Here is a 21,505-nt window from a genome sequence, read left to right on the forward strand (position 1 = left end):
TACCTCACCTCTTACTTCTTCAATCTCATGGCTAAAAACAATGAAAGACTTTTTCCGACTTCTGCTGGTGGCCCTTTTGGTGGGGCTGGCCACGCCGGCCGCGCGCGCCTGCGACATTTGCGGCTGCTTTATGGGCATCACGCCCTACGATAACCAGAGTGGCTTTTCGCTCATGCACCGGTACCGCATTTTCAACGGCTACCGGGCGCTGGGCCAAACGCCCGATTTCCGGCCCGACGGGGCCCGGATCTTCTTCCCAACCAAACTCAACTCCGACGATGGCTACGCCCACAGCCACCGCGGCGACCCCACCGATTTCGAAGCCTTCCGCGTGCTGGAGCTGCGGGGTAAATATTTTCTTTCGCAGCGGCTGGAGCTCAACGCCTTCGTGCCCTACGTGATGAACACCTCGCAGATCAACGGCCAACAGCTGAATGCCAGCGGCGTGGGCGACGTGACGGTGTTTGCCGGCTACCATCTGATTCGGGCCATCGAAACGGCCGGGGTGCAGAGCCGCCTGGTGGTGGGCGGCGGCCTGAAGCTGCCCACCGGTGAGTACGACCGCCAGACAACCCAGGGCCGGCGCTACGCGCTGCTCAACCAGGTGGGCACCGGCACCACCGACGGTTTCGTGTACGCCAACTACATCGGCAGCTACCGCGGGGCGGGCCTGAGCGTGAATGCCAGCTACCGGCGCACCACCGAGAACCGGTTTCGCAACAGCCTGGCCCCGAGCACGGCTACGTTTGCCAGCTTGTTCTACCGGGTGCCGCTGGGCGAAAACTGGCAGCTGTATCCGTCGGCGCAGTTTTTCTACGAGAAGACCAAGGGCGAGATGCTCGAAGGCCAGCTCACGGGCGAGCACGCCATGAACAACGCCCTGCTCGGTCCGGGCCTCGATGTGTACTATAAAAACGTTTCGCTCAACACCAGCGTGCAGCTGCCCGTGTACACCGCCACCACCGACCACCCAGCCAGCGCCGGCCGGCTGGTGGTATCGGTGGGCTACAGCTTCCGCCAGACCAAGTACCTGCTGCGCAAGAGGAGCTAGAAAACGGTCCTGCTCAGCATAACGATTTTCCGACCCCTACTCAGGTAAAATTGCTTGTTACTTCCTGTCTTTCCGCGCATGAAAACCGCTTTTATTGATTTCTTAACCCGGCTGGGGCCGCTGGCCGGGGCCGGGCTGCTGCTGCTGCTGACGACGGCCTGCGGCACCGGCGGCAAGGCCGACGACCCGAGCCCAGAGTCGTTTGCGGCCCCCACGCCCTACGTGCTGCTGGTGCCGCCACTGTTTCCGAAGCCGCTGCCCCAGCCCGCCGACAACCCGCTGACGGTGGAAGGCATTGAGCTGGGCCGTCATCTGTTCTACGAGAAGGCCCTTTCGCTCGACAACAGCAAGTCGTGCGGCTCGTGCCACCAGCAGAGCAAGGCCTTTACCGACGGGCTGGCGCGGGCCGAGGGTGTGGGCGGCACCCGGCACGCCCGTAGCGCCATGCCGCTGCAAAATCTGCTCTGGGAACCGCGTCTGACCTGGGACGGGGCCCACACCAGCCTGGAGCAACAGGCCCGCGTGCCCATCGAAAACCCGCTGGAGCTGCACCAGCCCCTGACCGCCGGCGTAACGCGGCTGCAAAAGCTGGCCAAGTACCCCGACTTGTTCGGTAAGGCGTTCGGCACGAGCCGGATAACCGAGGAACGGGTGCTCAAGGCCCTGGCCCAGTTCGAGCGCACCCTGGTTTCGGGCAACTCGCGCTTCGACCGCTACAACCGCGGCGACCAGGACATCCTGACGCCCGACGAGGTGCGCGGTATGGAGCTGTTCAGCATTCACCCCAACGGCCGCATCCGGGGCGGCAACTGCAGCGACTGCCATGGCGGCACGCTGCAAACCGACCGCAACTTCCGCAACAACGGTATCTCCAGTTCCTTCGGCGCCGACCTGGGTTTGGGCGGCCTCACGGGCAAATCCACCGACAACGGCAAGTTCCGGGTGCCCTCCCTCCGCAACATCGCCCTCACGGCTCCCTACATGCACGACGGCCGCCTGGCCACCCTCGAAGACGTGCTCGACCACTACAACGAGCACGTGCAGTTCAGCAGCCCCAACCTCGACCCGCTCATGCTCAATACTACTAACGACCCGCTCCAAATCAGCCCCAACCTAGAACTAACGGCCCAGGAAAAGCGCCAGATCATCGCCTTCCTGCACACCCTAACCGATGAGGACTTCGTGAAAGACCCCCGGTTCGCGGCGCCGGAGTAGGAGAGGGGCCAAGGGGCTAGTGGGTTGACTGACTGTCATCCTGAGCGCAGCGAAGGACCTTATCACGTGAGAACGGGTCGTTGTTACGGCCGTTCCTACGGGATAAAGTCCTTCGCTGCGCTCAGGATGACAGTCGGTCAACCCACTAGCCCCTCAGTTCATCCACCCACCAACTCATCCGCCAAACCCGCCGCCACCGCCTTTCGGTGCGGCTTCGATGCGGCCGGCTTTGGCCTTGCTGGCGCCCACGTACCAGGTGAAGCCCAGCCAGCCCACGCGGGTTTCGGCCTTGCTATACATGGTAGACTGCAAATCGGGCGAGTTGACTTCGGCGCGGCGCACCTGGGTGTTCAGCAGGTCGGACACGCGCAGGGTGAGGGCGGCGCGGTTCTGCCACAGGCGCTGGCGCAGGGCCACATCGAGGCCGCCGGTGGCCAGCTGCCGGCCCTGGGCCGTGAGCGTGGCCGAGCGGTAGGCGCCGGTCAGCTGTACGTCGAGGGTGGGGGTAGGAGAAAAATTCTGGTTGAGGCGGGCCGTGCCGGTGAGGGCCTGGCGCGAGCCGGCGTCGGGGGCGTTGGTGTTCAGCTGGGCCCGGTAGAGCGAGCCGTTGGCCTGCACCCGCCACCAGGCCGTAATCGGCTGGCTCCATGTTAGTTCCAGGCCCACGTTGGTGGTCGAGCCCAGGTTGCGGTAGGTTTCCACCAGCACCAGCCCGGCGGCCGGGTTTAGGTTCGTGGCTACCGTGTCCACATCGCGCAGGCGCTGAATGGCGTTGTTGGTGAAGCGCCCGAACAGCGTGGTTGTGATTTCGGCCCCGCCGGGCAAGCTCAGCTGGTGGCCCAGCTCCAGGTTGTGGCTGAATTCGGCCCGCAGTTCGGGGTTGCCGAGGCGATAGAAGCGCGGGTCCTGGTAGAGCGGCACGGCCAGCTGCTGCATAAAGTTGGGCCGGTTGAGGCGGCGGGCGTAGCTGAAGCTCAGCTGCTGGGGCTGCTCGGCGGCTTTGGCCGTGTCGCGCCGGCCGCCGAAGCGGTGGCTGAGACTGGCCGTCGGGAACAGGCCCAGGTAATCGAGGTCGAAGCGGCCCCGGCCGCCCTCCACGGCCCCGTTTACGCGGGTGTACTCGGTGCGCAGGCCGGCCTGGGCGTTCCAGCCCGCCCAGCGGCGCTGGTAGGTGGCATAGGCGGCCGGCACCGTCTGGCGGAAAGTATAGGCCAGCGAGCGGGCCGGGTCGCGCACGTAGCCGCCGGGCACGTCGGGCCGCTGGTTGAACAGGTCGGCCGAGCCGTGGCTGCGCTGCTGCTCGACCTTGAAGCCGGTTTCTATTTTACCCTGGTCGGCGGGCAGCGGCAGCGTGTAGTCGGCCTGGGCAAAGTAGATGTTGGCATCCACGTTCATTTGCTGCCGCCAGCTGTTGAGCGCGCCCGTCCCCAGCGTCTGGGTTACCGGAATATCGGCCCTAATCAGCACGGCGCCGGCCACGGCCGTCAGCTCGCGGCCGGGGTGCTGCTCCCAGCCGTGGCGGTAGCTGGCCACGTTTTCGAGCACCTTCACGTCCACGTCGAGCTGCTGCACGCCCTGCTGGGTGGCCGTCGGCTCGTCGGCGCGGGTCGTGCTCAGCAGCTGCTGGTTGTAGTTGAACTCCTGCTGCCAGGTCGGGTTCACGCTCAAACTCAGGCTCTGCTCTTTGCCCAAATCAAGGTTGAGGCCCAGGTTGAGGCTGTGCGAAGCGTCGCGCTCCTGGCCGTGGCCCTGCTGCCGGGTGGCTACCGGGCCGCTCGTCTGCTGGAAATCGGTGCGGTTGCGGTAGGTTTCGTCCTGGCGGTCGTAGCTCAGACTCAGGTTGGCCGGGCCCTGCTTGCGGTTGAGGTTCAGGCTGGCGTTGTACTTGTCGCCGGTGCCCCCGAGCACGCTGGCCGTGCCGTTTACGCCGTTTTTGGTTTGCTTTTTCAGGATGACGTTGATCACGCCCGTACCCTGGGCGTCGTACTTGGCCGAGGGGTTGGTCATCACCTCGATGCGGGCAATGCGCGAGGCCGGAATCTGGTCGAGGCGCAGGCCGGGCCCGCCGTTGGCGCCGCCGCTGGGCTTGCCATCAATAAGGATGGTCAGGTTGGAAGAGCCGCGCAGACTCACGGTGCCGCCCGCGTCCACGGCCACCGAGGGCACGTTGCGTAGCACGTCGGTGGCCATGCCGCCCACGCTGGCCAGGTCCTTCTCCACGTTGATGACGCGCTTGCCCGGCTCGTTTTCCACCGTGGCCCGCTCGCCCGTCACCGTCACGCCCTTCAGCTGGGTGCTGATGGACGCCAGCCGCAAGGTGCCCAGCGCCAGCTCAGGGGCGCCGGCCGTCAGCACCACCCGTCGCCGCAGGCCCTGGTAGCCCACGGCCGACGATTTGAGCAGGTAGGAGCCCAGCCCCAGCTGATCAAGCCGGAACAAGCCATTTTCCAGCGTCTCGGCCCCGGCCACGAAGCTCGAATCCTGGGCCCGCAGCAGCACCACGCTGGCAAAGGGCAAAGGCTGGCCGGTGCCCTGGTCGAGCAGCGTACCGCTGACGCGGCCGGCCGGCGCCGCGGGGGCCGGACCCTGCGCGGCGGCGCTGAGCGAAAACAGACCGAAAGTGAGGCCCAGCACGGGCACGGCGAGGAACCCCAGGCCCCGCGGGGCCCGGCTGGAAGTAGGGGAGGAAGTCATGGTGAAGGAAGGTTGAGTCGGAAAGTAAAGGCAAGCAGGGGCCGTTTCCGGCGGCCGCGGTTCCGCCGGACGGGCCTGATGGCCAGTGAATTCAGACGTGAAAAACAGGGGCACCAACCGCCTGGAAAGACGGGTGCCAGGAAACCGAAACATGCGGGGCGGCGGCGGGAAGCCAGGCTTCCGACCGGGGCCCACCCGCCCGGCCCGGTTGGCGCGAAGGCGGTGTTCGGTGGGGGCCGTGCCGGGCTCCGCTTGAGGAGCAGCCGCAGGGCCGGGTTCTACTTAATCAACAAGCCAAAGGTAACTAAAGGTACTATGCAACGCAAGGTACTGTTGAAAATAAATTCACCTTTCCCTATAAAGCGGCAGTTTTGGGCATTTAGGGCCGATTCGCCCGCAGGTTCAGGGGCTGAAGCGGGCTGTTGGTGGGGTAGATGGTGCTGCCGGGGCAGGCGTTGCCTAGGGCGCCGTTTTTTTCAGAGCGGGGCCGCATGTGCTGAAACTGGGGCTTAGGCCGCACTTGCGCAACCGAACAAGCTGTCCGGAAGCGGACAGGTTTAGCAACCCATAATCAATGGTGAAGGCGTGTAATAATATGATAAGCAGTTGTTTGGAGAAATGGCACGGCCGTTGGCTGTACTTGGTAGAACCTTACTTCTACCTGTACGAAAATGGACAGAGCCATTTCCCCTTCCACCCAAAACCACCGCCGGCGCCGCCGCTGGCTGCTGGGCGCGGGGCTGCTGCTGACCCTGGGCGCGGCCCTGCTGGCCTTCCGCACGGTGCTGCGGCCCAGCCTGGAGCGCAACGCTTTGCTGCTGGCCCGCGTGGAGCGCGGCAACGTGGAAGCCTCGCTCACGGCGGCCGGCGTGGTTATTCCGGCCCACGAGGCGGTGCTCACCAGTCCCATTGCCAGCACCATCCGGCAGGTACTGGTGGCCGTGGGCAGCCGGGTGCAGCCCGGCCAGCCGATAGTGGAGCTCGACCGGGAGCAAACCGCCTCGGCCCTGGCTAAGCTCGAAGACGGCCAGCAGCAGAACCGCAACCGCGGCAGCCAGCTCCAATTGGCCCTCGAAAAAGCTCTGCACGATTTGCAGGCCCAGCAGCGGGTGCAAACGGTGCGCATTAACAGCCTGCAATCGGCCCTGCGCGACGAGCAGTATTTGCTGAAAGTAGGAGGGGGCACGGCCGAGAGCGTGCGCCAGGCCGAGCTGAATTTGCGCGTGGCCCAGTTGGAGCAGCAGCGCCTGACGGAGCAGATTGCCAACCAGCGGGCCGCCAACGCCGCCGACCGCCGCGAGCTGGGCTTCACGGTGCAGATGCAGCAGCGCAGCATCGAGGAGCTGGCCGGCAAGCTGGCCCAGGCCAACATCAGCAGCCAGCAGCCGGGCGTGCTGACGTGGGTAAACGACGCGCTGGGTACCACCGTGCAGGCCGGCGACCCGCTGGCCCGCGTGGCCGACCTGACGCGCTTCCGCGTCCGGGCCACCATTTCCGACGCCTACGCCGACGCCCTGCGCCCCGGCGACCCGGTGGTCGTGCGCATCAACGACCAGGATTTGCGCGGCACCATCAGCACCATCAGCCCGGCCGTGGATAAGGGCACGGTGACTTTCTACGCCACGCTGGCCCAGGACCACCACCCGGCCCTGCGCCCCAACCTGCGCGCCGACGTGTTTGTGGTCACCAAAGCCCACCACAACATCGTGCGGGTCAAAAACGGCCCCTTTTACCAGGGCGGCCGGGAGCAGCCGGTTTTCGTGGTGCAGAACGGCCAGGCCGTGCGCCGCACCGTGCAGTTCGGCGACTCCAACTTCGACTACGTGCAGGTGCTCGGCGGCCTGCGCCCCGGCGAGGAAGTTATCGTCTCCGACATGAAAGACCACCTGGACACGCCTGAACTGACGATACAATGAAAACCTACTTAGCTATTAGCTGTCAGCTGTTAGCTGTTAGCTTTTTCGGTCTGGAAGCCAATGCGCAGCGGACAACCATCGTCAAGCAGGATACAAGCACGAAAGCTGACAGCTATCAGCTACTAGCTAACAGCTCAAAGAACGAGGCTAACCGCTATCAGCTAACCGCTATCAGCTTGAAAACCGTTATCGACCAGGCGCTGGCCCAGTCGGCGGTGGCGTGGGGGGCGGTTACCAGCCGCGACCAGCGCTACTGGCAGTGGCGGGGCTACCGGGCCAACTACCGGCCCCAGCTGGGTTTGCAGGGTGTGCTGCCGGGCTACAGCCGGGCCGTTACGCCGGTGGTGCAGCCCGATGGCACCACCGATTTCCGGGCCGTGCGGCTCAACAACTCCAACCTGGCCCTCACGCTCAGCCAGAATATCGGCCTGACCGGCGGGCAGGTGTTCGTGGCCTCGGAGGTGCAGCGGTTCGACGATTTCAACGGCAGCATTCGCCGCTACAACAACCAGCCGGTGGCCCTGGGGCTGATGCAGCCGGTGGGGCGCTTCAACGAGCTGCGCTGGGCGCGGCGGCTGGAGCCGCTGCGCTACCAGGAAAGCGGCCGGCAGCTGGTGGAGGAGCGCGAAACCATTGCCCAGCGCGTGACGGAGCTGTATTTTGATGTGCTCAGCCAGCAGGTAAGCGCCCAAGTGGCGGGCCAGAACGTGCAGGCCAACGCCGAGCTGCTGCGCCTGGGCCGGGAGCGGTACAACCTGGGCCGCCTTTCGCAAAGCGACCTGCTGCGGCTCGAACTCAACCTGCTCACGGCTCAGCAGGCCGAAATCCAGGCCCGACTCGATGCCCAAAACGCGGCTGTGGAGTTGCAGCGCTACACCGGTCTGGCCGCCGAAAACCTGCGCCTGCAAGTTCCCGCCGCTCCAAGCCTCCCGACGGTGCCGCCCCCACTGGCCCTGAGCCAGGCCCGGCAGAACCGGGCGCTGGTGCTGGGCTTCCGGCGCCGCCTGCTCGAAGCGGAGCGCGAAGTGGCCCGGGCCCGCGGCACCACCGGCTTTCAGGCCACGCTCGCGGCCAACCTGGGCTACATCAACCAGGCCCCCAACCTCTGGGACACCTACGCCGCCCTGCAACAGCAGCAACAGGTGAGCCTGAGCTTCGCCGTCCCGCTCGTGGACTGGCGCCGGCGGCAGGCCATCGTAAAAACCGCCGAGCTAACCCGCCGCCAAGTGCAGACCGAGGTGCAGCAGGAGCAGGCCACGTTCGAGCAGGAAGTGCAGGTACAAGCCGCCCAGCTGGCCCCGCTGGCCACCCAGCTAGCCCTGGCCGCCCGCGCCGATACGCTGGCCCGCCAACGCTACGCCATTGCCCAGGCCACCTACCAGGTCGGCCGCATCAGCCTCACCGACCTCACCATCGCCACCGCCGAAAAAGACCAGGCCCGCCGCAGCTACATTGAGGCCTTGCGTGCCGCCTGGGTGGCGCACTATCGGTTAAGAGCGTTGACGCTGTACGATTTTGAGCGGGGCGAGGCGCTGGAGTAGGGGCAACGTCGCACCCCACCCCCCGGCCCCCTCCCCTCCGGGAGAGGGGGAGCCAGACGCGAGAACTGTTCTGCCAGAACGCACCCCCTCTCCCGGAGGGGAGGGGGCCGGGGGGTGGGGTGCACTACCGAACAACCCGTCCGAAACCGGACACAATTTCCACCACCCCGAATCATTTAAATCAGTGTCAAAATCATAAAAATCAGTGTTTTGCAAGTTTGGCCCGCTGCTTGGCTACTTTCCTATAACTCCCTGCTTCCCTTGTTCAAAACCGGACAGCTTACCCGTTCAACTTCCGCCTTATGACCAACCTATTCACTTCCGCCACCGACTCTTTCCAGTCTCAGCCCGCCACTGCCCCGGCAACGGGCGCTGGCCGGGCCGTGCTCCAGCTCACCGGCATCGAGAAGGTGTACCAGACCCGCACCATCGAAACGGTGGCCCTCAACCACGTCAACCTCACCATCAATCAGGGCGAATTCGTGTCGGTGATGGGGCCCTCGGGCTGCGGAAAATCGACGCTGCTCAGCATTATGGGGCTGCTCGATGAGCCCACCAGCGGCACGCTCGAACTCGATGGCCGGCCCGTGCAGAGCTACTCCGACAAGGAACTGGCCCGCCTGCGCAACCACAAAATCGGCTTCGTCTTCCAGAGCTACCATCTGATAAACGACCTCTCGGTGCTCGATAACGTGGAGCTGCCGCTGCTGTACCGGTCCGGGGTAGGGGGCCGCCAGCGCCGCCAGCGGGCCTACGCGGCCCTCGAAAAAGTGGGCCTGGGCGCCCGCACCGGCCACTTTCCGAGCCAGCTTTCGGGCGGGCAGCGCCAGCGCGTGGCCATTGCCCGGGCCCTGGCCGGGGAGCCCGAAATCATCCTGGCCGACGAGCCCACCGGCAACCTCGACTCGGTGATGGGCGAGGAAATTATGGACCTGCTATTAACCCTCAACCGCGAGCAGGGCACGACCATCGTCATGGTCACCCACGACGAGCAGCAGGCCCTGAAAACCCAGCGCCTCATCCGGTTTTTCGACGGCAGCCAGGTGAGTTAGGGGCCGGAAAAACCAAAAACGTCGTCATCCAAGACCTCAACATTTATGTTTCTTTCCTACCTCAAAATTGCCTGGAAGGTGCTGCTGCGGCGCAAGTTCTTCACCTTTATCAGCCTGTTCGGCATCTCGTTTACGCTGATGATGCTGGTGGTGCTGTACGCGCTGTTCGACGACGCGGTGGGCCCAGCCCGGCCCGAGCTACGCGCCGACCGGCTGCTGTTCATCAACCGCATGATCCTGCGCGGGCCTCAGTCGCAGAGTGCCTCCAGCGTGGGCTACGACTTCCTCAACCGCTACGTCCGGACTTTGCGCACGCCCGAAAAGGTGGCCGTGAGCGAGCGGGGCTCTGTCAACATTACGTTGTACGTGGGCGAGCAGGTAGTGAAAGTGGACCGCTGCTACACCGATGGCAACTATTGGGCAGTGCTTGATTTCGACTTCGTGGCCGGGCGGCCCTATAACCTGGCTGAGGTGCGCGACGCGGCCCGTGTGCTGGTGCTCAACGAAACCGTAGCCCGCCGCAGCTTTGGATCGGCCGCCGCGGCCGTGGGCCAGCGCGTGCAGCTCGAAGGCCAGCCCTACCAGGTGCTGGGCGTGGTGCGCGACGTGCCTACCTCACGCGAGCTGACCTACGCCGAGTGCTGGCTGCCCGTAACCACTACTACCGCCGACCTGCGCGACCCCGGCTTTATGGGCGACTACCAGGCCATTGTGCTGGCCCGCCGGACAGCCGATGTACCGGCCATTCAGGCCGAGTATCAGCAGGTGCTGGCCCGGCTGCCCATTCCCGACCCCGGGCAGTACCAGGAAATCAAGTCGTACGCCCGCACGCTGCTGGCCCACTACATGGCCAGCCACAACAACGCCGCCGGCCAGGACGGCGACGCGGCCAGCTTCTGGCGGCAGTGGGTGGGGCTGGGGTTGCTGTTTATGCTCTTGCCGGCAATCAACCTCGTCAACATCAACGTGAGCCGCACGCTGGAGCGGGCCGCCGAAATAGGCGTGCGCAAGGCCTTCGGGGCCACCGGCGGCATGCTCATCCGGCAGTTTCTGCTCGAAAACGTGCTGCTGACGCTGCTCGGGGGCCTGTTGGGGCTGGGGCTGGCGGCGCTGGTGTTGCACCTGCTCAACGAAAGCCACTTCATTCCTTATGCCCACCTGGGAGTGAATGGGCGCGTGTTTGGCGTGGGGCTGCTGCTTGCCCTGCTCTTCGGGTTGCTGTCGGGCGTGTACCCGGCCTACAAAATGTCGAAACTACCGGCCAACCAGGCTCTTAAAGGAGGAATTGCCCTATGATTCGCCACCTGTTTACTTTGATGTGGAACCGCCGCCGGGCCAACGCCCTGCTGGTAGTCGAGATATTTCTGGCCTTCGTGGTGCTGTTTGCCGTCGGCACGATTGGCACCAACCTGTGGGCCAACTACCGGCAGCCGCTGGGCTTCGATTATGCCCAGGTATGGCAGCTCAACTTCACAACCGGCGCGCAGCCCCGGACCGAGCAGTTCGGCACCCAGCGCCAGCTCATGGCTGAGTTGCGGGCCAACCCCCAGGTAGCAGGGGCTGCCCTGACGGCCGGCAATACGCCTTTTTCATTCAATGACAGCCAAACCAGGCTGGACTTTGTTGAGCCGCACGACTCAACCCGGCGGCCTAGTGGACCCATTAATACCTACTATATCGGACCCGAACTGCGAGCGGTAATGAACCTGGAACTGGTAGCCGGCCGCTGGTTTGGCCCGGCCGACGCGGTGCAGGGCGCCCACGTTCCGGTGGTTATCGACGAGCGGCTGCAACGGGCCATGTACCCCGACGGCCGTTCGGCGCTGAATGGGCTGCTAGCGGGTAATAACGAACCGAGCAGGCGCGTTATCGGGGTGGTACGCGCCTACCGCACCGATGGCGAGCTGCAGGAGCCGCTGCCGTCCATGTTCGAGGCCATCCTGCCCAACGACACGACCTTCCTGGCCCAGTCGGTGCTGCTGCGGGTGAAACCAGGCAGCGGGGCGGCCCTCGAAAAGCAACTCACCGACGACGTGCGCCGCATCGGGCCCGGCTGGACGGGCACCATCCGCACCCTAACCGACATGCACACCGTGCAAATGAAAATGCGCCTGACCAAGCCGTTGCTGCTGGGGTCCATGAGCGTGTTTCTGCTGCTGAACGTGGCGCTGGGCCTGTTTGGGGTGCTGTGGCTGAACATCAGCCGGCGGCGGGGCGAACTGGGCGTGCGCCGGGCGATGGGCGCTACGGCCGGCGGCATCAGCCGGCAGGTGCTGGGCGAAATCCTGGTGCTTACTACCTTCGGGCTGGCACTGGGCCTGCTGGTGGCCGTGCAGTTTCCGCTGCTGGGGGTGCAGAACGTGCGGCCCGATATCTACTTTACGGCCATGCTGCTGGCGGCCGGAGCCCTGTACCTGCTGGCGACGGTCTGCGCGCTGTACCCGAGCCGGCTGGCGGCCGGCATCCAGCCGGCGGTGGCTCTGCGCGAAGAGTGAGGGATTTACTGCTGCTGAAAGCTTCAACCGCAGGCTTCGTTTAGCAGCAGCCAGCAACTATTCAATTGTCCAACATCATCAAACCCCGCATTTTACTGCTCCTGATGCCTGTTAAGTTCTTTTTTCGCCTTCTGTTGATTCTAGTAGCGCTAAGCCTGCCCTTAATGGGCAGGGCGCAACGTGCCAAGCCCCCGAAAATTCAGGTTATGGTAGTCGGCTCCGACCACCTTAGTCAGCTCTACAATAAACAGCCCGAGTCCGATGTCTTCAGCCCCAAAAAGCAGGCGGAGCTGGCGCAGGTGCGGGCGCAGCTGGCCAGGTTTCGGCCCGATATTATTCTGGTAGAAGCTGAACCGAAAGAGCAGCCGCAGATTGATAGCCTGTATGCCCTGTATCAGAAAGGAACTCTGCGGCTGGAAGACCTACCATCTGGGCGTGGTGAGCGGTACCAGATTGGGTTCGCGCTGGCCCGGCAACTAGGGCTGCCCAGCCCCAAGGGTGTCAATTACTTTACCTCAACATCGCAAAGCCTGCTGAACAGTGGCACCAACATCGAAGCCTATACGCGGGACCTGCGGCTGTTGCAGACCGCTTCCCGGCCACTGAAAGCGCTGGTGCAAAAAGACAGCCTTTCGCTCTACGATTACCTGGCACTGGCCAACCAGCCCGAGCTGATTGGCTTGCTGCACCGCATGCAGTTCAATACCCCGGCCCAGGTGATGAACGGCAGTTTTGCCGCGGACGGCACCAATACGGCCGATGTAGGTAAAGTGGACACCGAATATATCGGGGCCCATTTTATCACCCTGTTCTACAACCGCAACCTCAAAATCTACTCGAACATCCTGCGGGCGCAGCGGCAAACCCAGGCCAGGCGAGTGATGATGCTGTTCGGCCTGGCCCACGTGGGGGTGCTGGAAGAGCTGCTGGCCGTCAATCCTGACTATGAGCTCGTGCATGCCGCGAAGTATTTGAAAACCAATAAAAAGAAGCTGTTGGTCCTGGATAAGTAAGTCGGCCCGTCGGCCAGCTTCCCAGCTCTGCCAGAACACTACGCCAGAACAGAAGCCAGGCAACCGAATCCCGCCGGCGCGCATCTGCCCCAATATTCTACCACTTTTCCTTGCCTTCTTATGAAAAACCTGACGACCCTTGCCCTGCTCTGGCTGCTGGCCCTGGTGCCCGCCCTGGCCCAGACAGCCGCCGAAACCCGCACGCTCGCACCCTTTACCGCCATCGAAGTCAGCAATGGCATCGAAGTGAACCTGACCACCGGCGCCCAGCGCGTGGAGGCCCGCGCCGAAACGGCGGAACTGCTGGTCCGCCTCAAAACCGAAGTGCGCAACGGCGTGCTCGTGGTTTCCTTCGAGCGGAATGAGGAGGAGAAGAAGGCTCGCAAAACTTACCTCCGGACGCTGCACGTCGAAGTGGCGGCCCCCGTCATCAACAAGCTGGATGGCAGCAGCGGGGCCCTGCTCACCGTGCCCGGCCCCTACGCCACCGACAAGCTGGCCGTCGACCTCTCGTCGGGCGCCTCACTGGTGGCCGACTTCCGCGCCGCCCAACTCAACCTCGACCTGAGCAGCGGAGCCACGGCCACGCTCACCGGGAAAGTGAAACAGCTGAAAGTAGACGTATCGAGCGGGGCCGTGTTCAAGGGCCGCACCCTGGAGGCGGCTGCCTGTGAGGCCAGCGCCAGCAGCGGCGGCAACGTAGCCGTGAACGTGCAGGAAAACCTGCTGGCCAACGCCAGCAGCGGCGGCGGCGTCAGCTACAGCGGCCCGGCCAAAGTGCGCAAAAGCACCAGCAGCGGCGGCAGCGTGCGGAGCCGCTAGGTTCCTGGCGTAGTCGCCCTCCACGGTCGCCTCACCCCCCGGCCCCCTCTCCTCAACGAAGAGGGGGAGCCTCTGTCGGAGTTGTTAGCCGACAGCTATTAGCTGATAGCTTTTAGGCCGAACGAAAGCTATCAGCTATTAGCTAACAGCTAAATGGGCTGGCACCCCCTCTCCGTTGAGGAGAGGGGGCCGGGGGGGAGGCGCCCCGCAAGTACTGTCTTCCCTCAACAACCACCATGATTTTACTCGTTGACGACGACGTGGCCGTGCGTACCTCGCTGGGCCTGCTGCTGAAGCAGGCCGGCTACCAGACCCAGGCGGTGCCGGGGGCGGCCGGGGCCCTGGCCGCTGCCGAAGCCACGCTGCCCCAACTCGTGCTGCTGGATATGAACTTCGCCCTCGAAACCAGCGGCGCCGACGGGCTGCGGCTATTGCGGGAGCTCAAGCAGCGATTCCCCGCGCTGCCGGTCATTCTGCTAACGGGTTGGGGCAGCATCGCGCTGGCCGTGGAGGGCATGAAGGCCGGGGCCGCCGAGTTCCTGACCAAGCCCTGGAACAACGAGCACCTGTTAAGTACGCTGGAAACCGTGCTGGCCCTGCACGCCCCCGCCCCGGCCGCCGAAACCGCCCTCACCCGCCGCCAGCTCGACGCCCGCTACGATTTTGGGGCCATTGTGGGGCACGATGCGGGCTTGTTGCAGGTGCTGCGCCAGGTGGGCCAGGTGGCGGCCACCGATGCCTCGGTGCTGATTGAGGGCGAGTCGGGCACGGGCAAGGAGCTTATTGCCGAGGCCCTGCACCGCAACAGTGCCCGCCGCCGCGGGCCCTTTGTGAAGGTGAATCTGGGCGGCATTTCGGCCTCGCTGTTTGAGAGCGAGCTGTTCGGCCACCGCCGGGGGGCGTTTACGGATGCCAAAACCGACCGCGTGGGCCGCTTCGAGCTGGCCCAGGGCGGTACTATTTTTCTGGATGAAATCGGGGAGCTGGACCTGGCCTCGCAGGTGAAGCTGCTGCGCGTGCTTCAGGACCGCACCTACGAGGTGCTCGGCGACAGCAAGCCCCGCCGCCTCGACATCCGGGTGGTGTGCGCCACCAACCGCCGCCTGGCCGAGGAAGTACGGGCCGGCCGCTTCCGCGAAGATTTGTTCTACCGCATCAACCTGCTCACGCTGCGCCTGCCCGCCCTGCGCGAGCGGCCCCAGGATATCGGCCTGCTGGTGCGCCATTTCGTGGAGCAGTTGCGCGCCACCTACCAGCGGCCCCAGTTGCAGGTGGGCACCCGGGCCCTGCACTGGCTCCAGGAGCAGCCGCTGCCCGGTAACATCCGAGAGCTGAAAAACGTGGTGGAGCGGGCCGTATTGGTTTCCACCCACGACGAGCTGACGCCCGACGATTTTCAGGCCCAGACCGCCGCGCTGCCCGCCGCTGCCCCGGCTGCCGGCGAACTGCCCGCCCCCGGCACCATCACGCTCGATGAGCTGGAGGAGCAGATGATTCGGCGCACGCTGGCCCACTACGAGGGCAACCTGAGCCGCGTGGCCCGCGCCCTGGGCCTGAGCCGCGGGGCGCTGTACCGCCGGCTGGAAAAGTACGGGATTGAGGTAGTAGGGACGTAAGGCAGCAGCAAAGGGCTTTCATCCTGAGCATGTCGCGCATCAGGCGAAGACGAAGGACCTGATACTACTAGCCGCAATGGTGGTACAAGGTCCTTCGTCCTCGCCTGATGCGCGACATGCTCAGGATGACAATATATTCACCCCAACTTTCCACCACCCATGTCCCTGCGCCTTAAATTCCTGCTGTTCGTGGTGCTGATTCATGCGGTGCTCATCGTGCTGGCGGCCCAGTTCATGCCCACCAACGCGCCGCTGTTTGTGGGGCTGGAGGTGCTGCTGCTCGTCAGCATCTGGCTCACGGTGCAGCTGTACCGGGGCTTTGTGCGGCCGTTCGAGCTGATTGCGGCGGGCACGGCGGCCATGCAGGCCCAGGATTTTTCGCTCAAGTTTGTGCCCGTGGGCCAGCGCGAGATGGACCAGCTCATCGGTGTATACAACCAGATGCTTGATGCGCTGCGGCGCGAGCGGGTCAGCCAGCACGAGAAAAGCCACCTGCTTGAAAGCCTGATTCAGGCCTCACCCGCCGGGGTGCTGCTGCTTTCGTTTGAGGGGCAGATGGTAGGCGTGAACCCGGCCGCCGAGCGGCTGCTGGGCCGGCCCGCCGCCGCGCTGCTGGGCAGCCGGCCGGCCGAGCTGCCCGGCGAGTGGGGCGCCGCCCTGGGCCGGCTGCGCGAAACCGAGCCCCAGGTGGTGCGCCTCTCGGGCCTGCACACGTACCGCGCCAGCTGCTCGCACTTCCTGGATAGGGGATTTTCGCGCCAGTTCATTATCCTCGAAGAGCTGACCCGCGAGCTGATGCAGCAGGAAAAGCAGGCCTACGAGCAGCTCATCCGCATGATGTCGCACGAGGTCAATAACTCCATCGGGGCCATCAACTCGCTGCTGCACAGCTTCCGGCACTACGCGCCCCAACTCGCAGCCGCCGACCAGCCCGATTTCCGCGAGGCCCTGGAGGTGGCCATTCAGCGCAACACCAACCTGGTCGAGTTCACGGCCGGTTTCGCCCACCTCGTGCGCCTGCCGCCCCCGCGCCCCCAGCCCACCGACGTGCACGAGCTGCTGCGCCACCTGGCCCGGCTGCTGCACCTGCCCGCCCGGGCCCGCCACATCAGCTGGCATTCGGCGCTGGCCGAGGGGCCGCTGCTCATCCACCTCGATGCCCAGCAGCTGGAGCAGGCGCTGCTCAACATCGGCAAGAACGCCCTCGAAGCCTGCCCCGAAAACGGCAACGTATGGGTACGTACCCAGCTTCACCCGCCGCTGCTCGTCATCGAAAACGACGGCCCCGGCCTAAGCCCCGAAGTGCAGCGCCGGCTGTTCACGCCCTTTTTCAGCACCAAGCGCGACGGCCAGGGCATCGGCCTGCTGCTCACCCGCGACATTCTGCTCCAACATGGCTTCCGCTTCAGCCTGGAAACCGCGCAGAACGGCCGCACGGCGTTTACGATTTGGTTTTGAGGTAGCGGTTTGGGGTGCTGGGGTAATAACGTCATTCTTCGCTGCGCTCTGAATGACGTTATTACCCTATTCCTTCATCACCCCGTCCCTATCTTTGCCCCATGAAAGTTATTGATACCAACGACGAGGGCCTGCGCACGCTTATCCACGACTATCCGCGGGTGCTGGCCAAGTTTACGGCCGAGAACTGCCCGGTTTGCGACCTGCTCGCTCCGCCTTTCGTGCGTTTTTCGTTGGAAGATGAATACCAGAATACGGCCTTTCTGCGCCTCGACGTAAACGAGAACCCGGTGGCCCGCAAGCTGATGGATTCCCGCATTGCGCCATTTTTTGTGGCCTACTGCCGGGGACGTCTCACCGAGTGCGACACGCTCTATACCGAAGACCAGGTAAAGGCCATGCTGCAAAACCTGCAAACCTGCACCGATACAGCACAATAGCGGGTCTCAGCTTCATGTTTTTCCTGCTTTCCAAGCTGCTTGATTTTCTGCTTTCGCCCGCCCTCTGGATAGTGGGGCTGCTGCTAATCGGGTTGCTGTGGCGCCGCCGCCGGTTGCTGTGGGCCGCGGCCGGGTTACTGCTGCTGTTCACCAACCCGTTTCTGGCCAACGAGGCGCTGCTGGCCTGGGAGCGCCCGCCCGTTACACTCCGCCAGCTCGGCACCGGTTACGATGCGGGCATCCTGCTCACGGGCATCACCGATGTGCATAAGTCGCCCCACGACCGGGTGTACCTGGGGGCAGGGGCCGACCGGCTGCTGCACACGCTCTGGCTCTACCGGGCCGGCCGCATCCACCGCATCCTCATCTCGGGCGGCTCGGGCGCGGCCTTCGATTCGGTAGCCCGCTCCGAAGCCGCCGACCTGCGGACGCTGTTGCGCCTGGCCGGCGTGCCCCGGCAGCATATTCTGCTGGAAACCCGCAGCCGCAACACCCACGAAAACGCCGTTTTTACCAAGGAGCTACTGGCCCTGCACCCCGAAATCGGGCGCATGGTGCTCATCACCTCGGCCTTCCACATGCGGCGGGCGGCGGGCTGCTTTGCCAAAGTCGGCCTGCAACCCGCAACTTTTCCGGCTGCCTATTATTCCGTCGACCGCCGCTACACGCCCGCCGCCCTGTTGCTGCCGTCCGAAGAGCCTCTGCGTCTGTGGGGCGTCCTGCTGCACGAAATGGCCGGCTACGTGGTATACAAGGTGCTGGGGTATTTGTGAGAAAGGGGAGGGGTGAAATAGAACGTGTCATACTTCGGCTCCGCTTCGTTGCGCTCAGCATGACACCTTTTGTGCGCATTATCCGCGCTGGCAGCATTGGTCTATTCCACCTTTTTCTCCTGAGGCTCTTCCTCCCGCGCAATCCAGATGGACTTCTGGTTGACGAACTCGCGGATGCCCAGGTGCGACAGCTCGCGGCCGTAGCCCGACTTTTTGATGCCGCCAAAGGGCATATCGGGGCTAGACTTAACGAGGCTGTTGACGAACACGGCCCCCGCCTGCACCCGGCGGGCCAGCTGCTCGCCGCGCCCGGTGTCGCGGGTCCAGACGGAGCCGCCCAGGCCAAAGCGCGAGTCGTTGGCCAGCCGGATGGCATCGTCGGCGTCCGCGGCTTCGAGCACCAGGGCTACGGGGCCGAAGAACTCCTCGGTGTAGGCGCGTTGGCCGCGCTGCACGTTGCTTAGAATCATGGGCGCGAATTGGGCACTGCCGGGCGCCGGCTGGCCGCCTGCCAGCTCCACCTTCGCACCCTGCTGCACCGAATCCTCGACTTGCTCGGTTAGCTCGTCGGCCAGGTCGGGGCGGGCCAGGGGGCCGTAGTCGGTGCCCTCGGCCAGCGGGTCGCCGTAGCGCAGGGCCTGGAGGTGCTCCTTCAGCTGGGCGATGAACTCCTTAACTATCGGCTTCTCCACGATGAAGCGCTTGGCCGCGATGCAGCTCTGGCCGGCGTTGATCATGCGGGCCTGGGCGGCGGTTTTGGCAGCCAGCGCCAGGTCGGCATCGGCCAGCACGATGAAGGCATCGGAACCGCCCAGCTCCAGCACGGTTTTCTTGATTTGGCGGCCCGCCGTGGCCGCTACGGCCGCGCCGGCCGGCTCCGAGCCGGTCAGCGTCACGGCCATTACCCGCTCGTCCTCAATCACCTTGTCTACCAAATCGGAGCCGATGAGTAGGGTGCGGAAGGTGGCCGGCGGGAAACCGGCATCGTGGAATATTTTTTCGAGGGCCAAAGCGCACTGCGGCACGTTGGAGGCGTGCTTGAGCAGGCCCACGTTGCCGGCCATCAGGGCCGGGGCAGCAAAACGCACGACCTGCCAGAACGGGAAGTTCCAGGGCATCACGGCCAGCACCGCACCCAGCGGCTCGTAGGCAATAAAGCTGCGTTGCGCCTCGGTTTCAATGAATTCATCGGCCAGAAATTCGGCGGCCCGGTCGGCGTAGAAGTCGCAGCACAGGGCGCACTTATTGGCTTCGGCGCGGCCGTCGGCCAGGGGTTTGCCCATCTCAATGGCCATGAGGCGGGCCAGCTCATCGGCCCGCTCGCGCAATAAGTCGGCGGCCCGGTGCATCAGCCTGGCGCGGTGCTCAAACGAGGTGGTGCGCCACCCGGCAAAGGCCGCGTGCACCTCGCGCACAATTTGCTCGGTTTGAGTCCAGCTGAAGGCGTCGAACTGCCGCTCGGTGCGGCCGGTGTAGGGGTTTACGGAGGCTATAGGCATGAAAGCAGAACAGTAGGGTGGAAGAGGGGAAAGACCGGCGACCGGGCAAAACCAGCCGGAGCGGGCTAAGCGAGGTCAGCCAATTTGTTGGTAAACAGAAAAATAACGGCCGGATTGACCCGCCGGACCGCGGCCCTGGCGGCCCCGGCGGCCGGGCAACTTCGCGGGCAGCCCGGGCGTACTGCCTGTAGAACAAAGCTCACCTGTAGCGGTATCGTGTTTTTTCGTGCCGCAGGCCGTAGAAGTAGCGGTTTATGCCGTACTTTCGCTTCATCCGCCGGACAGGCTGTGCTACGCCTTTCCACCTTCCTTAGTTGCTGCTCGTGCCTGCCTCCCCCCCCGATTCTGTAGCCCTGGAAACCGAACTGCTGCTCGTGCAACGCCTGCGCGACCGGGACGAAGGGGCCATGACCATCTTCTACGATAAATACGCGGCCGCCCTCTACGGCGTGATCCTGCGCATTGTAAAAAAGGAAGAAACCGCCGAAGATGTGCTGCAGGAGGCGATGGTAAAAATCTGGCATTCCTTCCCCTCCTACGATGCCGGCAAGGGCCGTTTGTTTACCTGGGTGATGAACGTGAGCCGTAATCTGGCCATCGATAAAATCCGCTCCAAGCAGTACCGCGTAGGTAGTCGCACGCAACCGCTGGAAGATAGTTCCGCCGCGCAGCGTCTGGCCGCCGAACCTTCTTTCCGGCCCGAACACATTGGCTTGCAGGAAATGACGCGGCAGCTGAATCCGGATCAGCGCCAGATTGTGGACCTGCTTTATTTCGGCGGATTTACGCAAAGCGAAGTGGCAGAAGAACTCAATCTGCCCCTGGGAACGGTAAAAACCCGTGCCCGGGCGGCCATCAAAGTACTTTCTAAATTAGTCCGCTAATGTTGGACGTGCAGCACTACATCGAATCGGGCATCCTCGAAGAATACGCGCTGGGCGTACTCAGCGCCGATGAACGCGCCGAAGTTGAGCGCGTGGCCCAGCAGGAGCCGGCCGTGGGCCGCGAGCTGGCCGCCGTCATCAGCGGCCTCGACGCCTACGCCGAAGCCCACGCCCTGGCGCCGCCTGCCGGCCTGCGCGAGCGGGTGCTGGAGGCCTGGGAAAACTCCATCCGCGAAACCGGCCCGCCCGCCGCGCCAGCGGCTCCGGTGACACCGGTAGTGCCGGCCCCGCCGGTTGCCGCCGTCCCGCGCATGTCCGTAGCCCCTGCCGAGCCGGCGGCCCCCGCCGACACCGAGGGGGGCGCCGTGGTGCGGCAGCTGCCGGCCGCCGCCGATGCCGGCCGCATCCGCTGGCTGATTGCGGCTTCCGTGGCGCTGCTGCTGATCAGCGGGCTGGGCAACTACCTGTTGTACAGCCGGCTGAAGGAAACCGAAAGCAGCCTCCAGGTCGCCCAGGCCGAACAGTCGCGCTACGCCGCTACCCAGCAGGCCGCTCTCAATGAGCGCGACCAGCAGCTGGCTATCCTGCGCAACCAGGCCTTCCGCAGCGTCGACCTGAAGGGTACGCCCAAAGCACCCGACGCCCTGGCCCGCGTGTACTACAATGCCACCACCAAGGCCGTGTACGTCGATGTGCGCAACCTGCCCGAACTGCCCGAAGGCAAGCAGTACCAGCTCTGGGCCCTTGACAATGGCCAGCCCGTAGATGCCGGCATGCTGAACCCCGCCACGGCTACCGGCGACAGCATCCAGCAGATGAAGAACATTGCCAGTGCCCAGGCCTTCGCCGTAACGGTGGAAGACATCGGTGGCAAGCCGACCCCCACGATGAGCACCCTCACGGTGGTGGGTAATATCTAGGTAGCGCAAAAAGTAAATGATGAAAGGCCGAAGCTGATTTTCGTAGTTTGCCTGTTCCGTAATTGGTTTACAGGCGCTGCGAAACAGCTTCGGCCTTTATCCTTTTTATCCTTTAC

17 protein-coding genes are annotated in these 21,505 nt (G+C 64.4%); 15 read left to right on the plus strand and 2 right to left on the minus strand.

Annotated elements, in window-relative coordinates; all coding sequences use genetic code 11:
• The first annotated feature begins 40 nt into the window (after positions 1-40).
• Together BMY67_RS18465 and BMY67_RS18470 are read left to right on the plus strand one after the other, a co-directional pair.
• A complete protein-coding gene (locus BMY67_RS18465) occupies positions 41-1,051 on the plus strand; it encodes a hypothetical protein (RefSeq protein ID WP_092774268.1) in 1,011 nt (336 codons plus the stop codon).
• A gap of 78 nt (positions 1,052-1,129) precedes the next feature.
• Positions 1,130-2,266 carry a cytochrome-c peroxidase gene (locus BMY67_RS18470; protein ID WP_092774269.1) on the plus strand — a complete coding sequence of 379 codons (1,137 nt, stop codon included), beginning with the start codon at positions 1,130-1,132 and terminating at the stop codon, positions 2,264-2,266.
• A 174-nt stretch (positions 2,267-2,440) separates the two neighbouring features.
• On the opposite strand, the gene BMY67_RS18475 is transcribed toward BMY67_RS18470, so the two are convergent.
• Complete coding sequence (locus tag BMY67_RS18475; RefSeq protein ID WP_177189934.1) at positions 2,441-4,960, minus strand: TonB-dependent receptor; 2,520 nt, start codon at positions 4,958-4,960, stop codon at positions 2,441-2,443.
• 671 nt (positions 4,961-5,631) lie between these two features.
• Between BMY67_RS18475 and BMY67_RS18480 the strand changes: the two genes are divergently transcribed.
• The 11 genes from BMY67_RS18480 to BMY67_RS18530 all read left to right on the plus strand — a co-directional run bounded on the left by BMY67_RS18480 (position 5,632) and on the right by BMY67_RS18530 (position 18,086).
• The gene (locus BMY67_RS18480) at positions 5,632-6,876 is read left to right on the plus strand and encodes an efflux RND transporter periplasmic adaptor subunit (RefSeq protein WP_092774271.1); all 1,245 of its coding nucleotides are present in this window, start codon (positions 5,632-5,634) and stop codon (positions 6,874-6,876) included.
• A gap of 176 nt (positions 6,877-7,052) precedes the next feature.
• A complete protein-coding gene (locus tag BMY67_RS18485; protein ID WP_177189935.1) occupies positions 7,053-8,417 on the plus strand; it encodes a TolC family protein in 1,365 nt (454 codons plus the stop codon).
• A gap of 383 nt (positions 8,418-8,800) precedes the next feature.
• A complete protein-coding gene (locus tag BMY67_RS18490; RefSeq protein WP_092774290.1) occupies positions 8,801-9,469 on the plus strand; it encodes an ABC transporter ATP-binding protein in 669 nt (222 codons plus the stop codon).
• A 45-nt stretch (positions 9,470-9,514) separates the two neighbouring features.
• Positions 9,515-10,765, plus strand: a complete 1,251-nt coding sequence (locus BMY67_RS18495; protein ID WP_092774273.1) for an ABC transporter permease — start codon at positions 9,515-9,517, stop codon at positions 10,763-10,765.
• Positions 10,762-11,964, plus strand: coding sequence for an FtsX-like permease family protein (locus BMY67_RS18500; protein ID WP_092774274.1), 1,203 nt, complete (start codon positions 10,762-10,764; stop codon positions 11,962-11,964). Before BMY67_RS18495 ends, BMY67_RS18500 begins: the two co-directional genes overlap by 4 nt.
• A 206-nt stretch (positions 11,965-12,170) precedes the next feature.
• Positions 12,171-12,977, plus strand: coding sequence for a DUF5694 domain-containing protein (locus BMY67_RS18505; RefSeq protein ID WP_245745093.1), 807 nt, complete (start codon positions 12,171-12,173; stop codon positions 12,975-12,977).
• A gap of 120 nt (positions 12,978-13,097) precedes the next feature.
• Positions 13,098-13,799 (plus strand): GIN domain-containing protein, encoded by a 702-nt coding sequence (locus BMY67_RS18510; RefSeq protein ID WP_092774275.1) that lies wholly within the window; start codon positions 13,098-13,100, stop codon positions 13,797-13,799.
• A gap of 236 nt (positions 13,800-14,035) precedes the next feature.
• Positions 14,036-15,415: a sigma-54-dependent transcriptional regulator gene (locus BMY67_RS18515; RefSeq protein ID WP_092774276.1), complete on the plus strand. Its 1,380-nt coding sequence runs from the start codon at positions 14,036-14,038 to the stop codon at positions 15,413-15,415.
• A gap of 159 nt (positions 15,416-15,574) precedes the next feature.
• Positions 15,575-16,873 carry a sensor histidine kinase gene (locus tag BMY67_RS18520; RefSeq protein ID WP_092774277.1) on the plus strand — a complete coding sequence of 433 codons (1,299 nt, stop codon included), beginning with the start codon at positions 15,575-15,577 and terminating at the stop codon, positions 16,871-16,873.
• 101 nt (positions 16,874-16,974) lie between these two features.
• Positions 16,975-17,313, plus strand: a complete 339-nt coding sequence (locus BMY67_RS18525; protein WP_092774278.1) for a thioredoxin family protein — start codon at positions 16,975-16,977, stop codon at positions 17,311-17,313.
• A gap of 14 nt (positions 17,314-17,327) precedes the next feature.
• Positions 17,328-18,086, plus strand: coding sequence for a YdcF family protein (locus tag BMY67_RS18530; RefSeq protein WP_092774279.1), 759 nt, complete (start codon positions 17,328-17,330; stop codon positions 18,084-18,086).
• Positions 18,087-18,187: 101 nt separating this feature from the next.
• On the opposite strand, the gene BMY67_RS18535 is transcribed toward BMY67_RS18530, so the two are convergent.
• On the minus strand, positions 18,188-19,585 hold the full coding sequence (locus tag BMY67_RS18535; protein ID WP_092774280.1) for an NAD-dependent succinate-semialdehyde dehydrogenase: 1,398 nt from the start codon (positions 19,583-19,585) through the stop codon (positions 18,188-18,190).
• 323 nt (positions 19,586-19,908) lie between these two features.
• Between BMY67_RS18535 and BMY67_RS18540 the strand changes: the two genes are divergently transcribed.
• Both BMY67_RS18540 and BMY67_RS18545 read left to right on the plus strand, forming a co-directional pair.
• Positions 19,909-20,469 (plus strand): RNA polymerase sigma factor, encoded by a 561-nt coding sequence (locus BMY67_RS18540; RefSeq protein WP_245745094.1) that lies wholly within the window; start codon positions 19,909-19,911, stop codon positions 20,467-20,469.
• Positions 20,469-21,389, plus strand: a complete 921-nt coding sequence (locus BMY67_RS18545) for an anti-sigma factor (protein WP_092774282.1) — start codon at positions 20,469-20,471, stop codon at positions 21,387-21,389. The genes BMY67_RS18540 and BMY67_RS18545 overlap by 1 nt, the downstream gene beginning before the upstream one ends.
• Positions 21,390-21,505 lie beyond the last annotated feature (116 nt).

The sequence above is a fragment of the Hymenobacter actinosclerus genome, from assembly GCF_900111515.1.
GTDB lineage: Bacteria > Bacteroidota > Bacteroidia > Cytophagales > Hymenobacteraceae > Hymenobacter > Hymenobacter actinosclerus.

Coding starts and splice junctions, on each gene's coding strand:
- BMY67_RS18465 (WP_092774268.1), top strand. CDS start 41: ATGAAAGACTTTTTCCGACTTCTGCTGGTGGCCCTTTTGGTGGGGCTG.
- BMY67_RS18470 (WP_092774269.1), top strand. CDS start 1,130: ATGAAAACCGCTTTTATTGATTTCTTAACCCGGCTGGGGCCGCTGGCC.
- BMY67_RS18475 (WP_177189934.1), bottom strand. CDS start 4,960: ATGACTTCCTCCCCTACTTCCAGCCGGGCCCCGCGGGGCCTGGGGTTC.
- BMY67_RS18480 (WP_092774271.1), top strand. CDS start 5,632: ATGGACAGAGCCATTTCCCCTTCCACCCAAAACCACCGCCGGCGCCGC.
- BMY67_RS18495 (WP_092774273.1), top strand. CDS start 9,515: ATGTTTCTTTCCTACCTCAAAATTGCCTGGAAGGTGCTGCTGCGGCGC.
- BMY67_RS18500 (WP_092774274.1), top strand. CDS start 10,762: ATGATTCGCCACCTGTTTACTTTGATGTGGAACCGCCGCCGGGCCAAC.
- BMY67_RS18505 (WP_245745093.1), top strand. CDS start 12,171: ATGGTAGTCGGCTCCGACCACCTTAGTCAGCTCTACAATAAACAGCCC.
- BMY67_RS18510 (WP_092774275.1), top strand. CDS start 13,098: ATGAAAAACCTGACGACCCTTGCCCTGCTCTGGCTGCTGGCCCTGGTG.
- BMY67_RS18515 (WP_092774276.1), top strand. CDS start 14,036: ATGATTTTACTCGTTGACGACGACGTGGCCGTGCGTACCTCGCTGGGC.
- BMY67_RS18520 (WP_092774277.1), top strand. CDS start 15,575: ATGTCCCTGCGCCTTAAATTCCTGCTGTTCGTGGTGCTGATTCATGCG.
- BMY67_RS18525 (WP_092774278.1), top strand. CDS start 16,975: ATGAAAGTTATTGATACCAACGACGAGGGCCTGCGCACGCTTATCCAC.
- BMY67_RS18530 (WP_092774279.1), top strand. CDS start 17,328: ATGTTTTTCCTGCTTTCCAAGCTGCTTGATTTTCTGCTTTCGCCCGCC.
- BMY67_RS18535 (WP_092774280.1), bottom strand. CDS start 19,585: ATGCCTATAGCCTCCGTAAACCCCTACACCGGCCGCACCGAGCGGCAG.
- BMY67_RS18545 (WP_092774282.1), top strand. CDS start 20,469: ATGTTGGACGTGCAGCACTACATCGAATCGGGCATCCTCGAAGAATAC.